The sequence below is a fragment of the Pseudomonas sp. C1C7 genome, from assembly GCF_013359595.1.
Lineage (GTDB): Bacteria > Pseudomonadota > Gammaproteobacteria > Pseudomonadales > Pseudomonadaceae > Aquipseudomonas.
On record NZ_JABFMP010000002.1, the window covers coordinates 304185 to 329368 of the forward strand.

Consider the following 25184-nt stretch of genomic DNA (forward strand, 5'->3'; position numbering starts at 1 on the left):
TCTCCGCGGTTCAAACGATGGTGAACAGCGGTTGGTCGAACTCAACCGGCTGGCCGTCTTCAACGAGGATCGATTCGATCACGCCGCTGGTTTCAGCTTCGATGTGGTTCATCATCTTCATGGCTTCGACGATGCACAGGGTGTCGCCTTTCTTCACGGTCTGGCCGACTTCAACGAAGGCTGGCGAGGTTGGCGAGGATTTGCGATAGAAGGTACCTACCATCGGCGAACGGGCAACGGTGCCGTTCAGTGCCGGTGCTGCGGCGGCAGCAGGGGCGGCAGCGGCAGCCGGAGCGGCGGCAGCGACAGGCGCGGCAGCAGGTGCTGCCATTGGAGCCGGTGCGTAGTACTGCTGGGCTGGAGCCTTGCTGTTACGGCTGATGCGTACGGACTCTTCGCCTTCCTTGATCTCGAGCTCGTCGATGCCGGACTCTTCCAGCAATTCGATCAGTTTCTTAACTTTACGGATATCCATGAATCATCAACTCCCAAGGGTCGGTCAGGGGCGTTTACCGCTTGTTGGTCAAGCTGTTGCCTGTATTTGAAGCTGTTCTAGCGCGGCCTCCAGGGCCAGCCGATAACCGCTGGCGCCAAGGCCGCAGATCACTCCCACCGCTACGTCGGAGAAGTAAGAGTGATGGCGGAAAGGTTCGCGTTTGTGCACGTTGGACAAATGCACTTCGATGAATGGGATGCTCACCGCCAGCAGCGCGTCACGTAATGCGACACTTGTATGTGTAAAAGCTGCCGGGTTGATCAGAATGAAGTCGACACCTTCGCCGCGAGCGGCATGGATACGGTCGATCAATTCATATTCGGCGTTGCTCTGCAGGTGCATCAGATGGTGGCCGGCTTCTCGGGCGCGGCGCTCCAGGTCCTGGTTGATCTGCGCCAGTGTCGTGGCGCCGTAGGTGCCCGGTTCACGGGTGCCGAGCATGTTCAGGTTGGGTCCGTGCAGAACCAGTAGCGTCGCCATCGGTTGTTCCCATGTTGTCGGTGAGCAATTGTCAGAACCCGGCGACTATGCCGCAAAGCCTTTGTGACTGTCCAGTTCTCTGCAATAGCCAGCACGATGTCCGATGTTTGCGCGAAATATATGACCGCTTGATTAAATCCGGTCATTCGCTCTGGCGACACGTTCGGCGAAGTCCCGGGCGTTGATCTCTCCGATCACCCGCACTTGGCTCAGTTCAACGCCGTCCTTGCCGAAAAACATCAGCGCCGGTGGCCCGAACAGTTTGTAGCGGTCGAGCAGCGCCCGCTGTTCGGCGTTGCTGGCGGTGATATCGAAGCGAACCAGCCGATAACCCTTGAGCCGTTCGACGACGATCGCGTCATCCAGCACTTCGCGCTCGATGACTTTGCAGCTGATGCACCAGTCGGCGTACCAGTCGAGCAGCAGCGGGGTGCCGGAGGCGCGGGCTTCGGCGAGCAGGCGGTCGAGATCCTGCGCCGTGCTGACGGTCTGCCACGCGCCGGCGTCGGACGCGGATGCCTCGACCACGGCGGTTCGTGGCTGGCCAATCGGGTTGAACGGGTCGCTTTGGCCGCTGAAGCCGCCGTACCAGCAGGCCAGGGCATAAAACAGCAGGAACATGCCGAGCAGCTGGCCCAGGCGTTTTCTCGGCGGTTTGTAGACGAACTCCAGCGCCCCCAGGAACAAACCGACGCCAGCGGCCAGCAAGCCGATCAGGAGCAAGGTGACCTGGCCGGGCAGCACCCGACTGAGCAGGCCGATCGCCAGCCCCAGCAGCAAAACGCCAATCGCGTTTTTCACGTAGACCAGCCACGGCCCGCTTTTCGGCAGCCACGCCGCGCCGCCCGTCGCCACCAGCAACAGCGGCGCGCCCATGCCGAGGCCGAGCATGAACAGCTTCAAACCGCCACCCAAGGCATCGCCGCTGGCGCTGATGTACAGCAAGGCTCCTGCCAGTGGCGCCGAGACGCAGGGCGAAACCAGCAGGCTGGAGACCACGCCCAATACTGCCGCGCCCCACAGCGAACCGCCCTCGGTGCGGCCGGCAATGCGATCCAGGCGGCTGCTGATCACCTGCGGCAGCTTCAGTTCGAAGACGCCGAACATCGCCAGGGCGAACAGGGCAAAGAACATCGCGAACGGCACCAGCACCCAGGCCGACTGCAGTCGCGCCTGCAAATTGAGCTGCGCACCGAACAGGCCCATCAGGGCGCCAAGCAGGGCAAAGCAGGCAGCCATCGGCAGGACGTAGGCAAGGGACAGGTTGAAGCCGCGCAGACCGCCGACCTGACCGCGCAGCACCACGCCGGAAAGAATCGGCAGCATCGGCAGCACGCACGGGGTAAAGGTGAGGCCCAGGCCCGCGAGAAAGAACAGCGCCAGTTCGCGCCAGCCCCAGTCATGAACCACCGTGCTCGTGCCATTGCCATCGATCGTCAGGCGTTCGGTTTCGGGGGGATAACACAGGCCTTTGTCCGCGCAGCCCTGATAGGTGACGGCGAGGGTGAATGCCCGTTGATCGGTGCGCGGCAGTTCCACATCGAGAATGCCGTGGTAGACCTCGACGTCGCCGAAGTACTCGTCGTGCTTCTGCTCGCCCTTGGGCAGTTGCGCCGGGCCGAGGGCGACATCCGCCGGATCCGCTCGAAACTGAAAGCGATGGCGGTAGAGGTAATAACCCTCGGTGGCGATGAAACGCAGCTTGATCGATTGCGGCGTGCTGTCCACCAGGCTCAACTTGAAGGCTTCGCGAACGGGCAGGAAGTCGGCGCTGTTGTTGATCGACCCCAGGGTGGTGCTGGGCCGGCTCTCCAGCAGGCCGGTGGCTGCGACCGGCAAGGCGAACACTAGAAGCAGCAGGCAGAGCAAGCGGCGCATGACAGTCTCGCGTATGGGGCTTGGAGCCATCATAGCTGAGCCCATGCATCTACACCGCTTCCCGTGTAGGCGCAGCCTTCGGCAGCGCCTACAGGGTAAGGCGTCAGACGCGGAAGGCTTGAACGGCTGTATGCAAACGTCCACCCAATACCAGCAGATTTTCCCCTTGCTCGCGCCCTTCACCAATGCGCAGCAAGTTATCCCCACCCAACTGATGAATCCGCTCACTGTGATCGCGAATCTCGCTGACCGCGCCGCTCTGCTGCGCGGTGACATCGGCGATGCGTACCGCGGTGTCGGAAATGGTCTGGATCGCGCCGACGATTTTATCCAGCGCGCCGTCGGCCGCCTGGGCCTGGTTGGCGGTGGCTTCGGCGTGTTCGACCTGGGCGCGCATGCCTTCGACCGACTGTCGCGCCGCAGCCTGCAGGCCGGCGATCAGGGTCTGGATCTCGGCCGTGGCACCGGCGGTGCGCATGGCCAGGGAGCGCACTTCCTCGGCGACCACCGCAAAGCCACGGCCCATTTCCCCGGCCCGTGCCGCTTCTATGGCGGCGTTGAGTGCCAGCAGGTTGGTCTGGTCGGCAATCGAGCGGATCACCGTCAGCACGCCACCGATGGTCGCCGACTCCTGCGCCAGATGCTCGATCATCTGTGCGTTGCCCTGGACTTCATCCACCAGCGCATGCAGCCCGGTCAGGCTCTGGCCGATGACTTTCTGTCCATGTTCCACCGCCAGCCCCGCATGGCGGCTGGCGTCGGCGGCCTGGCTGGCGTCGCCGGCGACTTGCTGGATGGTCGCTTCCAGTTCACCCAGCGAATCGCGGATCAGCGCCGTGTCGCCGGCCTGATGTTCGGCGCCGCTGTGCAGGTCGTTGCTCAGCTCGGCCAGCGTGCGGCTGCTGCCCGCAACCTGCTCGGCGTTCAGGCGAATGGTGCCCACCAGGTCCACCAGGTAGGCGCGCAGGCGATTGAGCGAGGCTTCGATGTCGTGCAGTTCGCGGTTGGTCTTGCCCAGCTGGATGTCGCGGCTGAAGTCGCCTTCGGCCCAGGTCGACAGGGCCGGGGCGAGGTTGGTCAGGGTCCGGGCCAGCTTGCGTTGCAGGGTGTCGATGAGCAGGGCGATCAGCAGGATCAGGCCGATCATCACCCCTTGCATCAGGCGCACCTCGCCCTGGATCTGCCCATGCTGGGCTCGCACCACCGGTTCCAGGCCGGCGATGGCCTGTTGCACGTCGGCGATTTTCAGGTGGGTCGCGGCGCTCAGGTCAGCACGTTTCTGGATCTGGTCGCGGGTGCGCGCCAGTTCCGCGGGGTAGCGGGTGAGCAGGCTATTGAGCTCGCGCTTGAAACCCACGCCGGCGTCTTCGGCCGCGGCTTTCTCGGTGTTCTCCAGGCCCATCATTGCGGCGAAGTCATCGGTGTTCGATTCGCTGCTGGCCGCCACGCCCAGCAATGGCAAGGCATCCAGTTGGCTGGCCTGGGTGCGGATGTTGCCGACTTCGCGCTCGACATCCGCCGCCAGTTCGCTGCGCCCGCTGCTCACCAGCTTGTCCCGGGCCAGGGACAGTTTGCCCAGGTGCTGGGCGGCGGCGAGCAGGGGTGTCAGGTACGCCGCGTTGCCGTTGGCGTACTGGCTGAGTTGATCAAGGCTGGCGCCCAGTTCGCGCTCGGCTTGCAGCAGCAGAGCCTGCGGATCGCCCGCGAGTTTGCCGGCGGCGAGCAAGTCGGTTTTGCTGAAATCGTTGAGGTTCGTCAGGCTCGGACGCAGGGTTTCAGCCAGCGCGGGAGGCAATTCCCCGAGTTCCTTTTGCAGATTGTCGATCGCCTGACTGGCGCTGCTCAGGCGCAGGGCGTCGCCGCTGGCCAGGTAGTCCTCGATGTTGCGCGCCACGTCATCCTGAAACTGCTGGGACAGGCCCAGATAGCGCTCCATTAATAGATAGGGGCGTTCGAGCGCTTTTTGCGACCACCAGAGCGTGGCGCCGAGGGCCACGCACACGGCGACTAAAAGGAGAGTATTGAAATTGGTCAGCAGCTTCAGGCGCATCGCGGGACTACCAGTGGCGAAACGGTAAGCGCCTGAATTTATTGCGGTTCTGTTACACGGTTATGACGGAATGGGTCGATTGGGATGAAAAAGTGGCACTTTGCTTTGACGCAAGCACGGCTTGCACACGGTTGCGGCCGGCTGCTTTCGCACGATACAACGCCTCGTCCGCCTGGCTCGCCATCAGCAGGCTGTCGGTGTCGTCGGACATTTCCACCACGCCGGCGCTGAAGGTGCACCACAGGTCCTCGGGCTGCGCGGGATAGTGGATTTCGGCGAAACGCTGACGGATTTCATCCAGCACCTTGTGCGCCGCTTCCAGGTCGGTGTCGGGCATGACGATGGCGAACTCTTCGCCACCATAGCGGCCGATGAAGTCGGTCTTGCGCAGGCGCTGCTTGAGAAACAGCGCCAGGCTCTTGATCACCCGGTCGCCCATGGGGTGGCCGTGGCTGTCGTTGACCCGCTTGAAGTGGTCGATGTCGAGCATGGCAAAGCTCAAGGGCTTGCTTTCGCGGCGGGCGCGGAACGAGCAGTCCTCGAGCAATTGCAGAATGTGGGTGTGGTTGTACAGGCCGGTGAGGCTGTCGCGGACCATCCGCGAATTCAGGTTGCGCGCCCGCGCCGCCCGGTTGCGCACGGTGGTGATCAGGTGCCGGGGCTTGATCGGCTTGGTCAGGAAGTCGTCGCCGCCTTCGCTCATGGCATCGAGCTGCTTGTCCAGATCATCCTCGGCCGACAGGTAGATGATCGGCACGCTGACGTAGCGGTCGTTGTGGCGAATCACCTTCGCCAGCTCGGTCCCGGTGCAGGCCGGCATGTACATGTCGAGGATGATCAGGTCCGGCTGGAAATCCGCCAGCTCGGCCATGGCCTGGATCGGCTCGATCAGGGTGCGGGTGACGATGCCGGCACTATTAAGCAGGCGCTCGGTGTGCAGGGCCTGGGCGCGGGAGTCGTCGATGATCAGCACTTTATAGGGTTCGTACTGGGCGACGTTGGTCAGGACCTCGATTTTCTCCAGCAGGCTCGACGCTTCGAGGGTGCCGGTGAGGAACTCCTGGCCACCGGCGCGCACCGCAGCCAGGCGGGTCGGGGTGTCGGTCTCGTGCAGGCTGAAGAACAGCAGCGGCAGGCGCTGGTCGAGGCCTTCCTGGGCTTCGGCGGCCAGTTTCAGGCCGACGCCGGGGCCGCTGAAGTCCACGTCCATGACGATCGCCGCCGGCAGGCGTTCGACCATCGAGGAGCGAAACGCCGACACGCTGTCCAGGGATTGGGCGCTGAGGCCGAAGAATTCCAGTTGCTTGGCCAGGCGCTCGGCGCGATCGTGATCCTGCAGCATCACGTAGATCGGCTTGCGCAGTGGCGGCAGGAAGGTCTGATCGAGCTGGTCGCCGTGGCGCAGGCCGGTGCGCGACAGGCGCTGCATCAAACGGTTGAGATCGGTGATCAGGCCGCTGCTCAGGCGTCCGCGGTTGGCGTCGACCGCCTGCAGCGACAGGGCGATCTGGCGCGCCAGTTGAATGTGTTCCGGCTGTTCGAAGCGCTCGGCGAAACGCAGCAGGCGCAGGTTGGCCTCGCTCAGTTCCGCCAGATCGTTGGTCGACCACTCGCTGCGTTGCAGGCGCTGCCATATCTCAAGTATCTGACGTGCCTGATGAATTACCCGCTGGGCAAAGTGGTGCTTGAGGCGCTCGCGGCTGGGATCTTCTGGCTCGGTCATATCCTGACTACTGGTTAGGGGGCACGCTGAGGTCGACTGGTGGCTCTATGCTAGCATCTCTTTTCGATTGGATGAGTACCTGACACCAATAATCTGCTGAGTGACCGTATTCAGTTTGTGACCGACCGGTCTGTAATTGGCTGGTTGTTCGCGCTTGAGGCCCGTGGGACGGGGCTTTCAGGGATTTCCTTAGTGGGCACGCAGTGGATTCGGCGCAGATGATGGGCCGTGGTCTCTGATGGTGTGCCAACGCCAGACAAGCCGGGATTTCTTACCTTGGGGTCTAAGGGATTCCCTGAGTCTTGCGCCGTCTGCTACAAAAAGCGGGCGGCGTGGTCTGTTTATAGCCATCCACAAGCTTATTTCCGACATGAACCCAACGGCGGGTGCCGGGCCAAGGCACGTTGTTGTATGGTTGTGGTCGAACCGTTGAACCCAAGAGCTTGAAAGGAAATCGCCATGCTGGACTGGAAGAACCGCGCCGGTAGCGCGCCCGAACGTGCCGCCGAACCGAAATCGGCTACCCGCAGTTACCTGGGCGGCCTGGTGTTCAGCCGGGCGCTGGCCACGTTGGTCGGTATCTACCTGCTGGTGACGATTGCGCTGGGCTGGTACTGGAGCGAAGAGCCTGCGCTGTTCCCGGTGCAGCAGAACGCGCAGATGGCGGCCGAGAAAGAAGGCAAGCAGATGGTGGTCGGCTATACCACTGTCGAAACCCTCAAGACCGTTGCCGGCACCCTGCTCAACAAGCCGGGCGGCTACATTTCCAACGACCGCTTCCCGCCGGGCCTGTGGATGGACAACATGCCGAGCTGGGAATACGGCGTGCTGGTGCAGGTGCGTGACCTGAGCCGCGCGATGCGCAAGGACTTCGCCCGTTCGCAATCGCAATCGACCGAAGACGCCGATCTGGCCAAGGCCGAGCCGCGTTTCAACTTCGACAACAAGAGCTGGATGCTGCCGTCCAGCGAATCCGAATTCCAGGAAGGCATCAACTCCCTGAGCCGCTATCAGGCTCGCCTGTCCGATCCGAACCAGAAAACCGCACTGTTCTATGCCCGCGCCGACAACCTGAACAACTGGCTGGGTGACGTCGGCACGCGCCTGGGCTCGCTGTCGCAGCGGCTGTCGGCCAGCGTTGGCCGGGTCAAGCTCAACACCGCGTTGAAGACCGAAGCCGTGACGCCGGGCGTGGCGCCACAGGTCGACGAAGAAATCGTCGAAACCCCATGGATGCAGATCGACAACGTGTTCTACGAAGCCCGGGGCCAGGCCTGGGCCCTGTCGCACCTGCTGCGCGCCATCGAAGTCGACTTCGCCGATGTGCTGGCCAAGAAGAACGCCACGGTCAGCGTGCGCCAGATCATTCGTGAGCTGGAAGCGTCGCAGGAACCGGTGTGGAGCCCGATGATCCTCAATGGCAGCGGCTTCGGCGTGCTGGCCAACCACTCGCTGGTCATGGCAAACTACATTTCCCGGGCCAACGCGGCGGTGATCGATTTGCGTCAACTGCTGAATCAGGGCTGAGTCATGGTCGACAGTTCCAACGATAACCTGCGCGAAGCGGCCCATCGGGCGGCCTCCGACGCCGAGCAGATCGCCTGGGTCGACGAGCAGGACAACCTGCTCGGCGCCCTGGTGCGCTCCGACCTGCGCGAGCGCGGCCTGATCGGGCGGGGCACCTACATCATGTTGTTCAATTCCGCCGGCGAGCTGTGCGTGCACCGGCGGACCCTGAGCAAGGCGATCTATCCCGGTTACTGGGACGTGGCGGCCGGCGGCATGGTGCTGGCCACCGAAACCTATGCCGAGTCGGCGGCCCGGGAGCTGGAAGAGGAACTGGGGGTGAGCGGCGTCGAGCTGACCGCCCATGATCATTTTTTCTTCGAAGACACCGGCAATCGCCTCTGGTGTTCGGCCTTTTCGGCGGTGTGGGATGGCCCGTTGATTTTGCAGCCGGAAGAAGTGCTGGAAGCGCGCTTTCTGCCCGTTGAACAAGTGCTGCGGGAAATCCAGCAAAAGCCTTATTGCCCGGACTCTCTGGCCGCGTTGAAACGCTATCTGCGCTCTCGCGGCGAAGACGTCGCATAAGCGCTATAAATTGGCGCCGATTGGCTCTTAGCAATCGGCGTTTTTGCCGTTACACTGCGCGACCTTTTCAAGCTGTAACGGTATGGCTTCTCCTACAGGGATCCAACCGTTGCAGTAGCGCTGCCCCTGCCTGAGTGGGGCTTCGCGGTCGATAGCCTTGCCCAAGTGCTGCGACCAGTCTTTGTCCTCCCATAGAGGATTGCCGGTGGCCAAAAAAGCCGCATCCTTCGCCGCCCTGGGCGGCCTGGTATTTTCCACCGACGCAGGTCGTCATTGCCCGGAATGCAGTAAGCCGGTGGACGCCTGCATCTGCAAACAGACCGTTATCCCGGCCGGCGACGGCATTGCCCGCGTGCGTCGCGAAAGCAAGGGCCGTGGCGGCAAGACGGTGACCACCATCACCGGCGTGCCGCTGGCCGCAGACGCCCTCAAGGACCTGGCTGCCACGTTGAAGAAACGTTGTGGCACCGGTGGGGCGCTGAAAGACGGTGTCATCGAAATCCAGGGCGATCATGTCGAGCTACTCTTGGCTGAACTGATCAAGCTCGGTTTCAAAGCGAAGAAATCCGGCGGCTAGCAGCCTCTGTGAAAACCACCTGTGGCTTGATCCGGTCCTGAAACCTCAAGGCCCGGCGTCGTCACCATGGTTTTCACAGAGCCTGTTCATGACCGGTTTCTAAACTCGTTGCGGTCGGCGGGGTCTACTCCCTCGTTGACGAACCGTCATTTTCATTCTTTAGACTGCGCCGGCCTGAAATCCAGGCGACGCACTATGACTTCTTTATAGGGGACTTCGATGTCCGTACGACGCACACGCAAAGACGATGGCAGCCAATGGACAGTTGCGGACAGCCGCAGTGTTTACGGGATTCGCCATTGGGGGGCCGGATATTTCGCGATCAATGACGCCGGTCGCGTCGAAGTTCGTCCGAACGGTCCGAACAGCTCGCCCATCGACCTGTTCGAGCAAGTCGACCAGCTGCGCAAGAGCGGCCTGTCCTTGCCGCTGCTGGTACGTTTTCCCGACATTCTGCAAGACCGCGTGCGTCAGCTGACCGGCGCATTCGACGCCAACATCGAGCGCCTGGAATACCAGAGCAAGTACACCGCGCTGTACCCGATCAAGGTCAACCAGCAGGAAGCGGTGATCGAGAACATCATCGCCACCCAGAACGTCTCCATCGGTCTGGAAGCCGGCTCCAAGCCTGAATTGCTGGCGGTGCTGGCACTGGCGCCGAAGGGCGGCACCATCGTCTGCAACGGTTACAAGGACCGCGAGTTCATCCGCCTGGCGCTGATGGGCCAGAAACTCGGCCACAACGTGTTCATCGTGATCGAGAAAGAATCCGAAGTCGGCCTGGTGATCGAAGAAGCGGCGTCGCTCAAGGTCAAGCCACAGGTCGGCCTGCGGGTGCGCCTGTCGTCCCTGGCGTCGTCGAAGTGGGCAGACACCGGTGGCGAAAAATCCAAGTTCGGTCTGTCGGCGGCGCAGCTGCTGTCGGTGGTCGAGCGCTTCCGCGCCGCGGGCCTCGACCAGGGCATTCGCCTGCTGCACTTCCACATGGGCTCGCAGATCGCCAACCTGGCGGACTACCAGCATGGCTTCAAGGAAGCGATCCGCTACTACGGCGAACTGCGCAACCTCGGCCTGCCGGTGGACCACATCGACGTCGGCGGCGGCCTGGGCGTGGACTACGACGGTACGCACTCGCGTAACGCCAGTTCGATCAACTACGACATGGACGATTACGCCGGTGTCGTGGTCGGCATGCTCAAGGAATTCTGCGATGCGCAGAGCCTGCCGCATCCGAACATCTTCTCCGAAAGCGGCCGCTCCCTGACTGCGCACCACGCGATGCTGGTGGTCCAGGTGACTGACGTCGAGCGCCACAACGACGAAGTGCCGCAGATCGAGAACAAGGAAGCGCTGCCGGAAACCGTGCAGTGGCTGGTGGACCTGCTGGGTCCGACCGACATCGAGATGGTCACCGAAACCTACTGGCGCGCCACGCACTACATGAGCGACGTCGCTGCCCAGTACGCCGACGGCAAGCTGACCCTGGCCGAAAAAGCCCTGGCCGAGCAGTGCTACTTCGCCGTGTGCCGTCGCCTGCACAACTCGCTGAAGGCGCGCCAGCGTTCCCACCGTCAGGTGCTGGACGAACTCAACGACAAGCTGGCCGACAAGTACATCTGCAACTTCTCGGTGTTCCAGAGCCTGCCGGACACCTGGGCCATCGATCAGGTACTGCCGATCATCCCGCTGCACCGTCTCGACGAAGAGCCGCTGCGCCGCGCGGTGCTGCAGGATCTGACCTGCGACTCCGACGGCAAGATCAACCAGTACGTCGACGAGCAGAGCATCGAAACCAGCCTGCCGGTGCACGCGCTGAACGAAGGCGAGGATTACCTGCTGGGCGTGTTCCTGGTCGGTGCCTACCAGGAAATTCTCGGCGACATGCACAATCTGTTCGGTGACACCGACTCGGTGAACATCTACCAGAACGCCGACGGCAGCGTGTACCACGCCGGTATCGAAACCCACGACACCATCGAAGACATGCTGCGCTATGTGCACTTGTCGCCCGAAGAGCTGATGACCCACTACCGCGACAAGTGCGCCAGTGCCCGCATCAGCGCCACCGAGCGCACCCAGTTCCTCGATGCCTTGCGCCTGGGCCTGACCCGTTCTTCTTACCTGTCGTCTTGAGGTAAGTCCTGCTCCCATCAGGTTGTCTGAAAATGTACCGACAGCGTCGGAATTTTCAGATGGCCTGGTGAGGCAATTCTCTTTTTCCCGCGCGAAAATACCTGTGTCCTCGGCTATTTCAGGTATTCGTCCTCTTTTCGCGTAGGCCATTTCCCAAGTTGTATTTCCCCTCTCTACTCGGCCCTGCCACTCGGCGAAAATCCTCGGCCGACCCTCCTGTAGAGAATCGCCCATGTTCGAACCAGTCAACGAACCGTCATTTCGTCTGGACGTAGCTGGTCTGTCCGACACCTTCGAGGTCCTGGCCTTTACCGGCAGGGAAGCGCTCAGCGAACCCTTCGCGTTTGACGTGGACCTGCTGATCGATGATCCCTCGCTCGATCTCGCAAGCCTCTTGTATCGCTCGGCCAGTCTGCGTTTCGGGCCGCAGGGCAACACCGTTCACGGACAACTTCACGAACTGTTTCAGCGCGACCACGGCACGACCGTCAGGCTTTGCCATGTGCGCCTGGTGCCGAAGCTTTCGTGTCTGGCCCAGCGTTTCAGCCAGCGCATCTTCAGCGGCCGTTCGGTGCCGCAGATCCTCGATCGGGTACTCAGGCAGCACGGCATTGTCGGCGACGACCGGCGTTTCGAGTTGAGCGGCGATTACCCTCTGCTGGATTTCTGCACGCAGTACCGCGAATCCGATCTGCAATTTCTTCAGCGCCTGTGTGCCCGGGCGCGCATCGACTACCACTTCGAGCACCGGGCGGGAGGGCACTGCGTGGTGTTCAGCGATCGACGGGGGCCGTTTCGAGTCGGGGACATGACGATGTTCAGGCCCGAAGGGGCGCAGCCGGCGGTGCGGCGCTTCGAAGTTCGACATGGCGCCGGTAACCGGTATTCGCAGGCCGAGTGCCAGACCGATCTGGCGACATTGCGCAGCGGCCAGTCGATGGCGCTGGCCGGGCATCCGGTAGCGGAGTGGAATCGGCAGTGGCTGCTGACCCACGTCGAACATCAGGGCAACCAGGACCTGTCGATCCCTTACCGCAACCAGGTGCGTGCCATGCAAGGCATGGCGCCGTTTGCGCCGCCAGCGAAATCGCCACGGCCCGCCATGCACAGCCTGCAACGGGCGTGGGTGGTGAGCGTCGACGAGCCAGAGCCGGCGCGCTCGCGTCCGGTCGCCGTGCAGTTCGACTGGCTGTACGAGGGAGAAGGCGCAACGCCCAGTCACTGCTGGCTGCCGCTGGCGCCGACCCTGCAATCCGCAGGCGCCGCAACGTTGCGCGAAGGCACGGAAGTGGTGGTGAGCTTTGTCGACGGCGACCCGGACCAGCCGATGATCACCGGGATTCTTCATCAACCCGCTGCGCTGGAAGAGGCCGAGACGCCGCTTGAAACGGAGCAATGTCCGCCGGAAGCTGTGCAGGAATGGCTGCATTCGGGAGAACCCTTGCTGATGTTGTGCCTGATGCCGGGCGGAGGCACTTTCAAGCAGTGTGAGCAGGCGATCTGTACTTGTCGGGCGGCCATGGGGCTGGCTCGAAGCGGAGCGGCGTGATGGCGGTGTATGCGGCCGATGTGCCGCCGCGCTGGTTGTTGCTGGATGTGCCGAGTGCACCGCAAGCGGGAGCAGCGCTCAAGCAAGGGTTCGACCAGGCCCATTGGTATCGGTTGTTCGAAGGGACCGAATGGCATGCCCTGCGGGACCAGGGCCCGGTACTGGTCAATCTGCTCACCTGCCCGATGCTGGCCGAAGCCTGCCAGCGCGATGCGCAGCACTGGCGTGGCTTGCTGCTGATCAGCGAGGCGTCAGCGACGGTCTTGCTGGCCCAATTGCGGCGCATGCTCACCGTCAGTTTCGATGTGCATCACCGGGCCTTGCTCAGCTACTACAACCCCAATACCGCCAGTTACTTTTTCGATGCCTGCGATGCCGCGCAACTGAGCCGCTGGATGGGGCCGATCAAACAGATTCGCTGGTTTGGCGGCACCTGGGCGGACAGGGCGGCAGGCCACCAGGGCTGGCAGATGTTGCTCAATCCGGGTCTGGCCGTCAGCCCGTTGGCCATCGAGGAAACCCTCAGCGCACGGCAGCGGGAAAAACTGCAGACCTGCCTGCTCGAGCAGCATGCCTGGCACTGGAGCCGCTCCACCGCCACCGAATACGCGCGCCTTTGGGCGCATTTGCAGGAAGGCCTGGCGCTGGGCTTCAGCGAGCGCCCCGTGCTGGATGCCTGGCTGTGGTTGCGTCTGCAACACCCTGACGCGGTGCCCGCGCGATCGTCGGGGCGCACCCAGCAGGAACGCCTCGACAGTTTGCGCGACCGCTGGCAGAACCCTCGGCCCTGATTTTTCGAGCCTCTGATTTTTCGAGCTTCAGTGCGCGCCGGTGAACCAGCCGTCATTGCGCCGCAGGCGCCAGGCAATGAGGCCCAGGGTCAGACTGCGCAGGACCATGAACAGCAGAAAGGTTATCCACAGGCCGTGGTTGCCGAACCCTTGCAGCGCCCAGGCGAACGGCACCAGCAAGGCCACCGTCAGCAGCATGCCGTTGCGCATTTCCCGGGCGCGGGTGGCGCCGATGAACAAGCCGTCGAGCAGGTAGCTCCAGACCGCAATCAGCGGCAGGGCGGCGAGGTAGGGCAGGTAGATGAAGGCGGTGTCGCGCACGCTGGCGATGTCGGTCTGCATTTCGATGAACAGGTGCCCGGCCAACAGGAAGAACACGGCAAAGCCCAGGCTCGCCAGCAGCGACCAGCCACAGGCCACCACCAGCGAGCGGCGCAGGGTATCGCGGTCGCGGGCGCCAATGGCGTGTCCGCACAAAGCTTCCACCGCGTGGGCCAGGCCATCAAGGGCATGGGCAGTCAGCAGCAGGCCATTGAGCAGCAGGGCGTTGGCGGCGACGGTGGCATCCCCCAGTCGCGCGCCTTGCACGGTGATCAGGAAAAACACCGATTGCAGGGCCAGGCTGCGCAGGAAGATATCGCGGTTGACCGCCAGCAGCGGACGCCAGCTCTGCCACAGCCGCAGCGCCGCCCAGACGATCTGCCCCGGATAGGCGCGCAGGGCCTGGCGGGTCATCAGCAGGCCGATCAGGGCGCCGGTCCACTCGGCAATCACCGAGGCCCGAGCCGCGCCCACCACGCCCCATTCCAGACCGAGAACGAACCACAGGTTCAGCGCGATGTTGACCAGGTTGGTGGTGAGCAGGATCACCAGCGGCGCCCGGGCGTTCTGTGTGCCGAGGAACCAGCCGACCAGCGCGTAACTGGCCAGCGCCGCGGGCAGGCCGAACAGCCGCGTATGGAAGAACTCGCGGGTCATCTGGTCCAGTTCCGCCGACGGCTGCATGAAATGCAGCGCCACCCCGCTCAGCGGCACGCCCGCCGCGCCCAGGACAATCGGCAGCCCCATGGCCAGCAGCAGCCCCTGCAACAGAATCTGCCGCAGCGCCGCGCCATCCCCGCGCCCGGCGGCCTGGGCGGCAAAACCGGTGGAACCCATGCGCAGAAAGCCCATCGCCCAGGCCAGGAAGGTATACAGACTGGCCCCGACCGCCACGGCGCCGAGCTGATGGGCATGGGGCAGGTGCCCGATGACGGTGCTGTCGACCAGCGCCACCAGCGGTACGGAAATGTTGGAAAGAATCATCGGCGCCGCCAGCGCCCAGACCCGACGATGGGTAGGGCGGTCGCGCCAGTCGGCAATCAGGTTGGACATGCGGGCTCCTTGGGAGCGGGCATTGTAGCGACACAGACCAAATGTAGGAGCTGCCGAAGGCTGCGATCTTTTGATCTTGCTTTTAAAAATCAAAATCAAAAGATCGCAGCCCGCTGTATAGGTGTTAGCCAGCGCCTGCAGGGGCAGTCGGGGGGGCTCAGTGCATGATCCAGCTCAGCAACCACAACCCCAGCATCAACCAGATCAGCCCCATGATGATCGACGCATTCATGAACGCGCGGATCGCCGACCACAACAACACCAGGCCAATGATCAGGACCGCGATGCTAATGATCGACGTGTCCATGCCCAGCGCGCGGGACAGGCCGTCGACAAAGTTGCTGCTCGCACGGCTCACCATCTGGAAAAGGCCGCTGAGGGCGTCAACGATGAAACGGATGACTGTGCCAAGCGCCTGACCGAGCCATTCGAAAAAACCTTCTACCTGCATGGAATGAGTGTCCTGATGAAATGAGGGCGTGGGTTGGGCTATCGATCACCGCCTCAGGTTCCCGACTGCCCAAGTATGGCGCAAAACAATTTGTAGCAGCTGCCGAAGGCTGCGCAGCAGTCGTCAATCTTGAATCCCCGTTCTGACAGACAGACGGCGCTGACGTGTTTTACGACTGCTTCGCAGCCGGACGCAGCCTTCGGCAGCTGCTACATAGACCTTGCCATCCCCTCTGATCCCCCCGAAGCTATACGCCTTCAGGAGACCCCGATGAACCTTGTTGAACTGACACAACGCCTGCACGCCATCCGTGACCGCAATGACTGGCGGCAATTTCACAGCCCGAAAAACCTGGCCATGGCCGCAAGCGTCGAAATGGCCGAGCTGGTGGAGATTTTCCAGTGGCTGACCGAAGCCCAGTCCCAGCAACTGCCTGCCGACAAACTCGCCCATGCCGGCCAGGAAATCGGCGACATCGTGCTCTATCTGTTGCTGCTGTGCAGCGAACTGGGCCTGGACATGAATGAGGTGGTGCGCAGCAAGCTGGCCGACAGTGAGCGGAGGTTCAGTTGATGAGTGACCGTCATTTCGATCAATTGGCCACGCGCTTCGCGGAAAAAATCTACGGCGGCGCCAAGGGCGCGATTCGTCTGGCCGTGCTGCAGGCCGACCTGGCCGAAACCCTGCCGGATCGCCCACTGCGGGTGTTGGACATTGGCGCCGGCCTTGGCCATATGTCGCTGTGGCTGGCCGAGCGCGGGCATCAGGTGACCCTGGCCGAACCCGCCGAACCGATGCTCGAAGGCGCGCGCCAGCGTTTCACTGACGCCGGGCAAAGCGCAACCTTCATCCAGGCACCGTGGCAGGACCTGCTCGGCCAGCTCAACGAACCCTATGACCTGGTGCTGTGCCACGCCGTGCTGGAATGGCTGGCCGAACCCCACGCGATCCTGCCGGTCCTGCATCAGCTGACCAAACCTGGTGGCTGGTTGTCCCTGGCGTTCTACAACCGCGATGCGCTGATTTACCGCAACTTGCTCAAGGGGCATTTCCGCAAGATGCGCAAGAACGACATGGCTGGCGAGAGACAGAGCCTGACCCCTCAACAACCGCTTGATCCCCGGGAACTGGCGGCGCAACTTGAAGGCCTGTGGCAGGTCGAAACACAGAGTGGCGTGCGGGTTTTTCACGATTACATGCCGGTGGAATTCCAGGCCCGTGCCGAGCTGGTAGACCTGCTCGAAATGGAACTGGCGCACCGCCGCCACCCAAGCTTCGCCGGGCTTGGGCGTTATCTGCACTGGATCTGTCGGCCGGTCTGATCGGAGTGTGAAATGAAGAGTCGTTCAGGGTTGCTGCTGATCTGTCTGGGACTGGCCGCCTGCGAAGGCACCAACCCTTATGTGGCGTCTTCCAATCCGATGCCTCCGGCGCCGCCGCAGGCTGCCAACACCTTCGACCGCAGCGCTTACCCGGCCCCGGCGCGGGACTACGGGCGCTATCGCAGCTGGGCGTGGCTGGATGGGCACCTGCCGCCGGGCACCAGCTGGGCGGACTCGGAGCAGGTGGCCGAAGCGGTCAGCAGCGCCCTCGATCAACGGGGCTTGCGCCCGCTGCATGACAATCGCCCGGCCGACCTGTTCGTCAGCGCCGACCTGCGCCTGGAAACCCGCCTGCGCCAGGTTCAGGACGATTACGGCGCCTATGGGGGTTATGGCGGCTACAACCGCTATGGCTACGGACCGGGTTACGGCGTTTACGGCTCGGTGCCGGTGGTGCGCACCTATTCGGAACAGGTCGTGGTAGTGCATGTGAACCTGTTCGACGCGCAGAGCGGTCAGCCGATCTGGAGTTCCAGCGCCGAAACCAGTCATCGTGGCACTCAGAGCCAGCAAGTGGATGCCATTCGGGAGGCTGTGGAAAAGGCGATGTCGGCGTATCCTCCCAGTTAGCTTCCTGTAGATGAGAAGCATTTCGCTGGGTCATGTCTTCTATCGGAGAATCATCATGTTCCGCCGTTTCGCTTTACTGGCAGTGATCGCACTGCTCAGTGCCTGCGCCGCCAACCAGGTCAATCACGACTACGATGCCAGCCGCGACTTCGCGGCCTACCGCAGCTGGAGCTGGAAAGAACCCGCGCTGCAATACCGTCCCGACGACCCTCGGATCAAAAGCGACCTGACCGAGCAGCGCATCCGCGAGTCGGTCTCCGAACAACTGGACCAGCGCGGCCTGCGCCCTGCTGCAGCGGGCACGAAGGGCGACTTGAGTATCCAGACCTACCTGATTGTCGAGGAACGCCAGCAACAGGTGACCACCAACTATGGCGGCGGTTGGGGCAACCCCTGGTACGGCTACTGGGGCGCGCCGATGTACAACGAAACGCGCCTGGTGTCCTACAAGGTCGCGACCATCCAGATCGACATGCTCGACGGCAAGGACGGCAAGCTGGTGTGGCGCGGCAGTGACGAACAGATCCTCAGCCGCACACCCAATCCCACAGATCGCAGCACCGCGATACACGAAACGGTCACCCGCATCCTGGCCAACTATCCCCCTCACAGATAATCCCCACATCACCCTGTAGGAACTGCCGAAGGCTGCGATCTTTTGATCTTGGTTTTTAAGATCAAGGTCAAAAGATCGCAGCCTTCGGCAGCTCCTACACAGGTTTTTTGTCGCCGGCGCTGGCGAGTTGCCAGCAGCCATCCCCACCCTTGACTACACTGCTCCACATCCATGGAGGCAGTGCTCGGCAGTGAGCCGGACAAGGAGTGCACGATGTCGCCCCGCAAGGAATTTAGCGGCCCGGCCCGGCAACGGGGGGCGATTGGCTTGATGGCGGCCGGAACCCTGGCGCTGGCCCTGGGTTTCACGCTGTTGGTGATCGACTCCGGCCGGCTTTATCTGGAAAAGCGCAAGTTGCAGCGAGTGGCCGATGTGGCCGCGCTGGAAGCCGTCAGCCGCAATGGCGACTGCCAGTCGCCAAACCTCAGCGCCGCCGGCTATGCCCTGGAAAGCGCCACCCGCAATGGCTACAAGGCGAGCGATGGCATGACCCTGAACACGGCCTGCGGCTCGTTGCAGACCGGGGCTGACAATCTGCGGGCCTTTGTGGTCGATGCCAGCAAGACCGAAGCGATTCGCGTAATCGCGACCCATACGGTCACCACCAGCATTGCCGCGGGTGTCTATGCGCTGCTGAGCCCTGGCCCCACCAGCCTGACCACACAACTCACGGCCACCGCGGTCAGCGCACCGGCGGTCCTGCCGCCCTTGGCCAGCCTGACCATCGGCAGCACGGCACTGGTGGTCGACGCCAGCAAATCCGCCGCCCTCAATCTGTTGCTGGGGCAGATGCTGGGCGGCAGTCTCAACTTGAGCATCGCCGGTTGGCAGGGGCTGGTGAACACGCAGATCAACCTGCTGAGCTACCTCAACCAACTGGCCATCGACGTGAATGTCACTGCCGGCAACTACACCGAACTGCTGAGCAAGAACATCGCGCTGACCCAATTGCTGGATACGGCAATCACCGTCATGCAAGCCGGCGGACCCACTGCCAGCGTGGCGGTCAGCGGCCTGACCGGACTCAAGGCGGCCGCCGGCAGTACCTCGATTGTCCTGGGCCAGTTGCTGCAATTGCAGACCGGCGCGGTTTCATCGGGGCTCAATACCAATCTGCAGGTGTTCCAGCTGATAGAGGCCTTCGTGCAACTGGCCAACAGCAAGAACGCCGCCGTCGCCAATATTCCGTTGAACATCCCGGGCCTGGCCAATGGCGTGGTCCGAACCAAAGTCATCGAACCGCCGCAACTGTCGGCCATCGGCAATCCGGCGCTGATCAATGGTCAGCTCAATGATCCGAACCGGATCTTCGTGCGTACGGCTCAGGTGCGCACCGTCCTGTCTCTCAACCTGCCGGTGCTGGCCACCATCAGTGGCCTGACCAACGCCATCACCAGCAACACCTTGGTCGGCGGGCTGACCGATACCCTGAACAATGTGTTGCACCTGAACATCGCCGGCGCGTTGAATTCGATTTTTTGTACGCTGGGCGGAACCTGCCAGCGCACCGACCTGAAAATCCTTCCCACCTCTTCGATCGACGTGGTGCTCGAAGTGGCCAGCGCCGACAGTCGGGTCACGGCCTACAACTGTGCCAGCGATGCCTCCAAGAGCCTGACCACCCAGACCAATACCTCTCTGGTCAAACTGAAAGTCGGCAAGGTCGATACGGCCAACGCCTTTTCGTCGGCGGCTGATGTCACCGTGCAGCCGCTGGCGCTGATCGATGTCGGCGTGATCACCTGCACCATTCCGCTGCTGGGGCTGGGCTCGCCGACTTGCGATCCGGCGACTCGCAAACCCTTCTACGGCGGCGGCCTGGGCGTGAAAATCGACACCTCTATCGCCAGCACCCAAAGCAGTCATGTCTACAGTCAGCCGCCGGAAATCAAGAAGCCGCCGATGTACTACAGCCTCGGCACCCAAGGCATCGTCAACAGCCTGAAAACCACCTTGAGCGGCGTCCAGGTCGAGGCCTACAAGCCCACCGGTTCGAGTGTGCTGGGGGATTTGCTGGTCACCACAAGCGGTACCCTGAATGGCGTCAACAGCACCTTGGGCAGCGTGATCCAGCTGCTGCTGGCGCCAGTGGTCGACCCGCTTCTCGACGGTTTGCTGGCCAACCTCGGCATCACCCTGAACAAGGTCGATGTCGGCGCCAACCTGAGTTGCAAACCGCCCGGCCGGCCAACGCTGGCGATCTAAACCGTCGAAGCGATGGGCAGTTCAATGCAGAACCGCGCACCCTCGCTCGAGTTGCGCACACTGAGCCTGCCTCCCATGTTCTCGACAATGCCGTAACTCACCGACAACCCCAGCCCCGTACCCACCCCCACCGGCTTGGTGGTGAAGAACGGCTCGAATATCCGCTCCAGCAGACGCGGATCGATGCCGCCGCCGTTGTCCTCGACCCACAGGCGCACCGACTGTTGATCGCGTTCCGCGGACAGTGAAATCCACGGTTCGAACTGCGCATCTTTTTCGCACTTGCCGACCAGCGCATCCCGGGCGTTGACCATCAGGTTGATCAGCACCTGTTCCAGCTGATCGATGTGCCCCAGCACCAGCACCTCGAAGTCGGGCGCGCTGACCCGCAACTCGACGCCTTTGCCGCGCATGCCGTCGGCCAGCAGCGACAGCGTGCCTTCGATGGCCTGGGCCGGGTTGAACGGTTGCTGTTCGATCTCCGAGCGCCGGCCGAACACCCGCATGTGATCCACCACCCGCGCGGCGCGCTGTACCTGGGCGTCGATGCGTTTGAGTTTGTCGGTCAGGTAGTCGATCTGCGCGTCGCCTTTTTCCAGGCGCTTGAGCACGTTGACGATGGCCATGCGCATCACGTTCAGCGGCTGGTTGATTTCGTGGGCCAGGCCTGTGGCCATTTCGCCGAGGGTGGCCATTTTCGCGCTTTGGGTGAGTTGCATCTGCGAGCGGCGCACTTCGGTGTTGTCGCGGCCCACGGCCTGAATCTCCAGCAAGTGGCCTTGCTGATCGAACACCCCGCGATCCGACCAGATCCACCAGGCGTGTTCGCGGCCGGGCAGTTGCAGGTTGATCTCGGCACTGCTGACCGGGCATTGCGGGCTCAACTGGCCTAAACGCTGGGTGAATGCATCGCGCTGTTCCGCGGACATCCAGCTGCCCAGGTTGATCCCTGGCAGTTGGTCCGGCGAGCACTCCAGATACGTCGCCAGCGGCTGGTTGCCGAACGTCAGGGTCAGGTCCGGCAGGTAGCGGCAGATCATCGCCGGCGAGTCCTCCACCAGAATCCGGTAGCGTTCCTCGCTCTGTTCGATCCGTTCGGCGGCCTGGGTCGCTTCGGTGACATCCAGCCACAGCCCCACGGCCTCTACCGGCAGGCCGAGGTCATCGCGCAGCAGCTTGGCTTCGTCGAGCAGCCAGTGGTAATCGCCGCGACTGTCGCGCAGCCGGTAGCGGGTGCTCACCGCACCTTCGCGCAACAGTTGGCGAGTGCGCTCGAAGTAGCGCTCGCGGTCCTCGGGGTGCAGGCGTTCGATCAGCGCGGCACCGGCGCAATCGTCGAGTGTCCAGCCGAGCAGGGGCGCCAGGCTGTCGCTGAAAAACGTCGGTTCCAGCACACCTTCGACATAGCGCTGCACGTAAATCACCGCGGGTGAGCGGGCGATCAGGTTGTCCAGCCGCGCATGGGCCGCGGCTGCCTGTTGTTCCTGATTCTTGATGTCGCTGATGTCGAGCATGAACCCCACGACACGCCGGTTTTTACCGATGCCCAGGGCCTGGCCTTGCAGGCGAAACCAGTCCGGCGGCGCGCCGGTGTCGGGGTGATAGATGCGCACGCACAGCAGCAGCGGCGTGCCTTGGTCCTGCAGGGCGTGCAGGCGACTGCGCAGCTCTTCGCGGTCGGCGGGGTGCACCTGTTCGAGCCAGTCGGACAAGGGCAAGCGGGCGCTGGCAAGGTTCAGGGCCTTGACCAGCGACGGCGCCAATTGCACCTGGGCCGTGTCGCCGAACACCTCCCACCATCCGGTGCCGAGCAGGGTTTGCAGCGATTCCAGACGCTCCAGTTGCAGGTGATGCCGATGCTCGCGCAGTCGCTCCAGCACGGGGCTGGCCAGTGCGGCGGCGAATTGCAGCCAGTCGCGCTCGCTGACGTCCGGCGGGCGTTGCTGCGTGCCGAAGTAGCCAAAGAGTAACCAGGCCGCCACGCCTTGCGCGTCGTGATAGGGCACGGCAAATCCTTCGATATTGCCGAAGGCGTCCTGCAGGCGCGGGTGCTGAAGCAGGTTCGGATGCTGGGGCGCCGAGCCGCTGAGGCTGTCCAGGCCGGTGCCCAGGCGCTGGCCGCTCTGCCACAGTTGCGGCGCGCCGGGGCTGGCGTAGTGCTGGTGAATCTGCCAACCCTGTTCCTCTTCATCGAGCAACGCCAGGGCGATGCACGGGATGCGAAAGCGCTGGGCCAGGCTTTGCAGTTGCTCGCTCAATACCTCGGGCAGACGCGACAGGCTGCACAGGCGCAATTGCTCGCCGATCTGCACCGCCAGCGTCTGGCACTGCTCGCGCTGGCGCGCTTGCCGGCGATCGAGCAACAGGTCGCTGATGTCCAGCAATTGCAGCAGCCAGGCATCGTTCAGTGACTGGACCCAGCCACGCAGGTGCAGGGGCTGGCCAGTGAGGCTGTAGAAATCCAGATCGAGCAATTGCCCCTGCCAGTCCGCAGGCGAGCCTTCCACCGTCAGGCTGTTGTGGGGCAGGAGGTAATCGATCAGGTGCGGTGCTTCTGCGCCGGGCGTCTGTTGCGCCAGCTGATGCCGCAACGGACCGCTCAGGCGCAGCACCCGACCTTGGGCGTCGAGCTGCATCTGCAAACCGACACTGCGTACGCTCGGCGGCTCCAGAACAGGCTGCGGCGCTGGCGGGTGGCGGTGGAGCAGGCGCCCGAAGAGCTTGTCGCCGGCACTCAAAATTGCAGGCTCGAACTGGCGGTGAGCGATGCCGGCAGGTTCGGTACCGGACCGAGGCCTGGCAGGTTCAGGAACGGAATCACCGCGTTCAACTTGCTGGTGGGGTAGTTGATGCTGACCTTCAGCAGGCCGGCGGCAAAGGTGGTGGTCACGTCGGTGTCGGGATCGAAATTGAAACCGGCGGGAATCCACGCCAGTTGCCGCCTCACCTCGTCCTTGACCAGGGTTTTCAGCGCAGCGTCGTAGCCGGGTGTGGCCGGGTCGAGGGCGACGCTGCGGCGCACGGCTTCGGCGGTGGACTGGTTGAAGGATTGCATCAGCAACAGCGGCAGGCTGTAGGTGACGATGGCGTAGAACACGCCGAAGAAGATGACGAACACCAGGGCGAATTCAATCGCCGCGGCGCCTTTTTGTTTGCGGGGAAGGCCGGTTTTCATGAGTGCGTCTACCCTGACAGTCACTGCGTAATATCAGCATAGAATCATTCAGGCAAAAGGGACGTTTTTTACAGGATGCAGAGTTTTGTACTGCTGATCTGGCTGACGCTGTGCGCCGCGCAGGATGCCCGGCAGCGCCACATCGCCAATGGCCTGACCCTGGGTGTCGGGGCGCTGGCCCTGACCTGGCTGTTGTGGAGCGGCACCACCTGGCTGGGTGCGACCGCCGCGCAGGGCGGGTGGGCGGCGTTGCTGGCGTTGGCCTTCACTTTGCCCGGTTATGCACTGCGTCGGCTCGGCGCCGGCGATGTGAAACTTCTGACAGCGCTTGGCCTCGCGACCGACGGTCGGTATGTGTTGGGCGTGTTTATCGGTGCCGGATTGGCCAGTGTGCTGTGGCTGCTGGTAGCGCCAAGAGTCTGGCTGCATACAGGTCAATGGCTTAGGGAACGTCTTCGTCATTTACAGCCTGGAATGTCAAATAAACAGCCCTTCGCACCCTTCCTGCTGGTGGGCTTTTTGCTGACTTTGATTTGGATCCACTATTTGTAGAGCGCCCGGAGTGGGTCTACTTTCAACATGAGTTGTACAAAACGGTTTTCAAGTAGAGGAACGGTCGGTGTCTGACCTGGCAGGGAGTTGCACGTGAACAAGCGTACCTCCGCGGTAAAAATCATGGTGGTCGACGATGAACCAGCGATCGTCGAATCCATTTGCGAATTTCTCGAGGACAGCGGTTATCGGTCTGTTCCTTGTGAGTCCAGCCAAAAGGCCATTGCACTGTTCAACGAAGATCCGGCCATTGGCCTGGTGCTGTGCGATTTGCACATGCCCAGGATGGATGGCATTCAACTGGTTCAGGAACTGCAGCGGCTGAGCGGCAAGCACCGGGCGTTCGAGGCGATCATGCTGACCGGGCGCGCGGACAAGCAGGATGTGATCAAGGCGCTGCGTGCGGGTTTTGCCGACTACTTCCAGAAGCCGGTCGATCCCAATGAGTTGCTCGAAGGCTTGCAGCGTCAGGAAGCGGCGTTGCAGGAGCGCAACAAGGCGATGCAACTGGGGCATCTGAATCAGAAGCTGCAGTATTTGTCCGAGTCGATCGATGATCTTTACCAGGATCTGGACAGGGTCCGGCGGGCGCCCTATGCGGCGGATGCGGGGGAGGGTGAGGTCAGTGAGGTGGATCGGATCGAGATTCCGTCGATCTTCAATCAGCTCTCGCCGCGGCAACTGGAAGTGGCGCAACTGGTGGGCAAGGGGCAGACCAATTATCAGATTGCCTGTGAGTTGGGGATTACCGAGAACACGGTGAAGTTGTATGTGTCGCAGGTTTTGCGGTTGACGCATATGCATAATCGGACGCAGTTGGCGTTGGCGTTGTCGCCCAGTAGTTCTGGCATGCGGCAGCGCGTGACGGCGCACTGAGTTCGCTGTTCCTGTAGGAGCCGAGCTTGCTCGCGAGCTTTTTAGGCTGTGTACATATCCATTGCTGCGGGCGCGGCCGTTGTCTTTGTTTCGGCCTGGCGGCCGACTCCCTTTGGCAAACGCCGGAGTGCCGGCCCAGCCCAAAGGAAGCAAAAGTCTCGCCCCAACGTTCGGTCCCTCGCTAAAGCTCGGGATCCCTTCGCTCCGGCATTCAT

The 25184-nt window shown here is 62.7% G+C and carries 22 protein-coding genes; 13 read left to right on the forward strand and 9 right to left on the reverse strand.

Annotated features, from left to right (window positions below; genetic code table 11):
• Positions 1–10: 10 nt before the first annotated feature.
• From accB to gcbA, 5 genes are all read right to left on the reverse strand, one after another.
• Positions 11–475 carry an acetyl-CoA carboxylase biotin carboxyl carrier protein gene (gene accB / locus HNO86_RS02955; RefSeq protein ID WP_175375533.1) on the reverse strand — a complete coding sequence of 155 codons (465 nt, stop codon included), beginning with the start codon at positions 473–475 and terminating at the stop codon, positions 11–13.
• A 48-nt stretch (positions 476–523) separates the two neighbouring features.
• Positions 524–976 (reverse strand): type II 3-dehydroquinate dehydratase, encoded by a 453-nt coding sequence (gene aroQ / locus HNO86_RS02960; RefSeq protein WP_175375534.1) that lies wholly within the window; start codon positions 974–976, stop codon positions 524–526.
• Between the two features lie 132 nt (positions 977–1108).
• Positions 1109–2854, reverse strand: coding sequence for a protein-disulfide reductase DsbD (locus HNO86_RS02965; protein ID WP_175375535.1), 1746 nt, complete (start codon positions 2852–2854; stop codon positions 1109–1111).
• Positions 2855–2957: 103 nt separating this feature from the next.
• Entirely contained in the window at positions 2958–4904 is a 1947-nt protein-coding gene (locus HNO86_RS02970) for a methyl-accepting chemotaxis protein (RefSeq protein WP_175375536.1), read from the reverse strand.
• A 52-nt stretch (positions 4905–4956) separates the two neighbouring features.
• Positions 4957–6627 carry a diguanylate cyclase GcbA gene (gcbA, locus tag HNO86_RS02975; protein ID WP_175375537.1) on the reverse strand — a complete coding sequence of 557 codons (1671 nt, stop codon included), beginning with the start codon at positions 6625–6627 and terminating at the stop codon, positions 4957–4959.
• Positions 6628–7086: 459 nt separating this feature from the next.
• Here gcbA and HNO86_RS02980 point away from each other — a divergent pair, with 459 nt between their 5' ends.
• The 6 genes from HNO86_RS02980 (at position 7087) to HNO86_RS03005 (ending at position 13768) form a co-directional block, all read left to right on the forward strand.
• Positions 7087–8154 carry a DUF2333 family protein gene (locus tag HNO86_RS02980; RefSeq protein ID WP_175375538.1) on the forward strand — a complete coding sequence of 356 codons (1068 nt, stop codon included), beginning with the start codon at positions 7087–7089 and terminating at the stop codon, positions 8152–8154.
• Between the two features lie 3 nt (positions 8155–8157).
• Complete coding sequence (locus tag HNO86_RS02985; RefSeq protein WP_175375539.1) at positions 8158–8718, forward strand: NUDIX hydrolase; 561 nt, start codon at positions 8158–8160, stop codon at positions 8716–8718.
• Between the two features lie 205 nt (positions 8719–8923).
• Positions 8924–9295 (forward strand): translation initiation factor Sui1, encoded by a 372-nt coding sequence (locus HNO86_RS02990; RefSeq protein WP_175375540.1) that lies wholly within the window; start codon positions 8924–8926, stop codon positions 9293–9295.
• Positions 9296–9514: 219 nt separating this feature from the next.
• Positions 9515–11428, forward strand: coding sequence for an arginine decarboxylase (speA, locus tag HNO86_RS02995; RefSeq protein WP_175375541.1), 1914 nt, complete (start codon positions 9515–9517; stop codon positions 11426–11428).
• Positions 11429–11660: 232 nt separating this feature from the next.
• Positions 11661–12977: a type VI secretion system Vgr family protein gene (locus HNO86_RS03000; protein WP_175375542.1), complete on the forward strand. Its 1317-nt coding sequence runs from the start codon at positions 11661–11663 to the stop codon at positions 12975–12977.
• Positions 12974–13768, forward strand: a complete 795-nt coding sequence (locus HNO86_RS03005) for a DUF4123 domain-containing protein (protein WP_175375543.1) — start codon at positions 12974–12976, stop codon at positions 13766–13768. Before HNO86_RS03000 ends, HNO86_RS03005 begins: the two co-directional genes overlap by 4 nt.
• Before the next feature lie 27 nt (positions 13769–13795).
• Here HNO86_RS03005 and HNO86_RS03010 read toward each other — a convergent pair whose 3' ends face one another.
• Together HNO86_RS03010 and HNO86_RS03015 are read right to left on the reverse strand one after the other, a co-directional pair.
• Positions 13796–15142 (reverse strand): MATE family efflux transporter, encoded by a 1347-nt coding sequence (locus tag HNO86_RS03010; protein ID WP_175375544.1) that lies wholly within the window; start codon positions 15140–15142, stop codon positions 13796–13798.
• A gap of 157 nt (positions 15143–15299) precedes the next feature.
• Positions 15300–15593, reverse strand: a complete 294-nt coding sequence (locus HNO86_RS03015; RefSeq protein WP_175375545.1) for a hypothetical protein — start codon at positions 15591–15593, stop codon at positions 15300–15302.
• Positions 15594–15863: 270 nt separating this feature from the next.
• On the opposite strand from HNO86_RS03015, the gene HNO86_RS03020 reads away from it, so the two are divergent.
• From HNO86_RS03020 to HNO86_RS03040, 5 genes are all read left to right on the forward strand, one after another.
• A complete protein-coding gene (locus tag HNO86_RS03020; protein ID WP_175375546.1) occupies positions 15864–16166 on the forward strand; it encodes a MazG-like family protein in 303 nt (100 codons plus the stop codon).
• Positions 16166–16915: a methyltransferase domain-containing protein gene (locus tag HNO86_RS03025; protein ID WP_175375547.1), complete on the forward strand. Its 750-nt coding sequence runs from the start codon at positions 16166–16168 to the stop codon at positions 16913–16915. The genes HNO86_RS03020 and HNO86_RS03025 overlap by 1 nt, the downstream gene beginning before the upstream one ends.
• 12 nt (positions 16916–16927) lie before the next feature.
• The gene (locus HNO86_RS03030) at positions 16928–17545 is read left to right on the forward strand and encodes a DUF4136 domain-containing protein (protein WP_175375548.1); all 618 of its coding nucleotides are present in this window, start codon (positions 16928–16930) and stop codon (positions 17543–17545) included.
• Between the two features lie 55 nt (positions 17546–17600).
• Positions 17601–18161 (forward strand): DUF4136 domain-containing protein, encoded by a 561-nt coding sequence (locus HNO86_RS03035; protein WP_175375549.1) that lies wholly within the window; start codon positions 17601–17603, stop codon positions 18159–18161.
• Positions 18162–18374: 213 nt separating this feature from the next.
• A complete protein-coding gene (locus tag HNO86_RS03040) occupies positions 18375–20366 on the forward strand; it encodes a pilus assembly protein TadG-related protein (RefSeq protein ID WP_175375550.1) in 1992 nt (663 codons plus the stop codon).
• Here HNO86_RS03040 and HNO86_RS03045 read toward each other — a convergent pair.
• Together HNO86_RS03045 and HNO86_RS03050 are read right to left on the reverse strand one after the other, a co-directional pair.
• The gene (locus tag HNO86_RS03045; RefSeq protein WP_175375551.1) at positions 20363–23104 is read right to left on the reverse strand and encodes an ATP-binding protein; all 2742 of its coding nucleotides are present in this window, start codon (positions 23102–23104) and stop codon (positions 20363–20365) included. The two genes, HNO86_RS03040 and HNO86_RS03045, sit on opposite strands and share 4 nt — an antisense overlap.
• Positions 23101–23541 carry a TadE/TadG family type IV pilus assembly protein gene (locus HNO86_RS03050; RefSeq protein ID WP_175375552.1) on the reverse strand — a complete coding sequence of 147 codons (441 nt, stop codon included), beginning with the start codon at positions 23539–23541 and terminating at the stop codon, positions 23101–23103. The genes HNO86_RS03045 and HNO86_RS03050 overlap by 4 nt, the downstream gene beginning before the upstream one ends.
• Before the next feature lie 75 nt (positions 23542–23616).
• On the opposite strand from HNO86_RS03050, the gene HNO86_RS03055 reads away from it, so the two are divergent.
• The gene (locus HNO86_RS03055) at positions 23617–24093 is read left to right on the forward strand and encodes a prepilin peptidase (RefSeq protein ID WP_175375553.1); all 477 of its coding nucleotides are present in this window, start codon (positions 23617–23619) and stop codon (positions 24091–24093) included.
• A gap of 123 nt (positions 24094–24216) precedes the next feature.
• Complete coding sequence (locus tag HNO86_RS03060) at positions 24217–24969, forward strand: response regulator transcription factor (RefSeq protein ID WP_178130955.1); 753 nt, start codon at positions 24217–24219, stop codon at positions 24967–24969.
• Positions 24970–25184 lie beyond the last annotated feature (215 nt).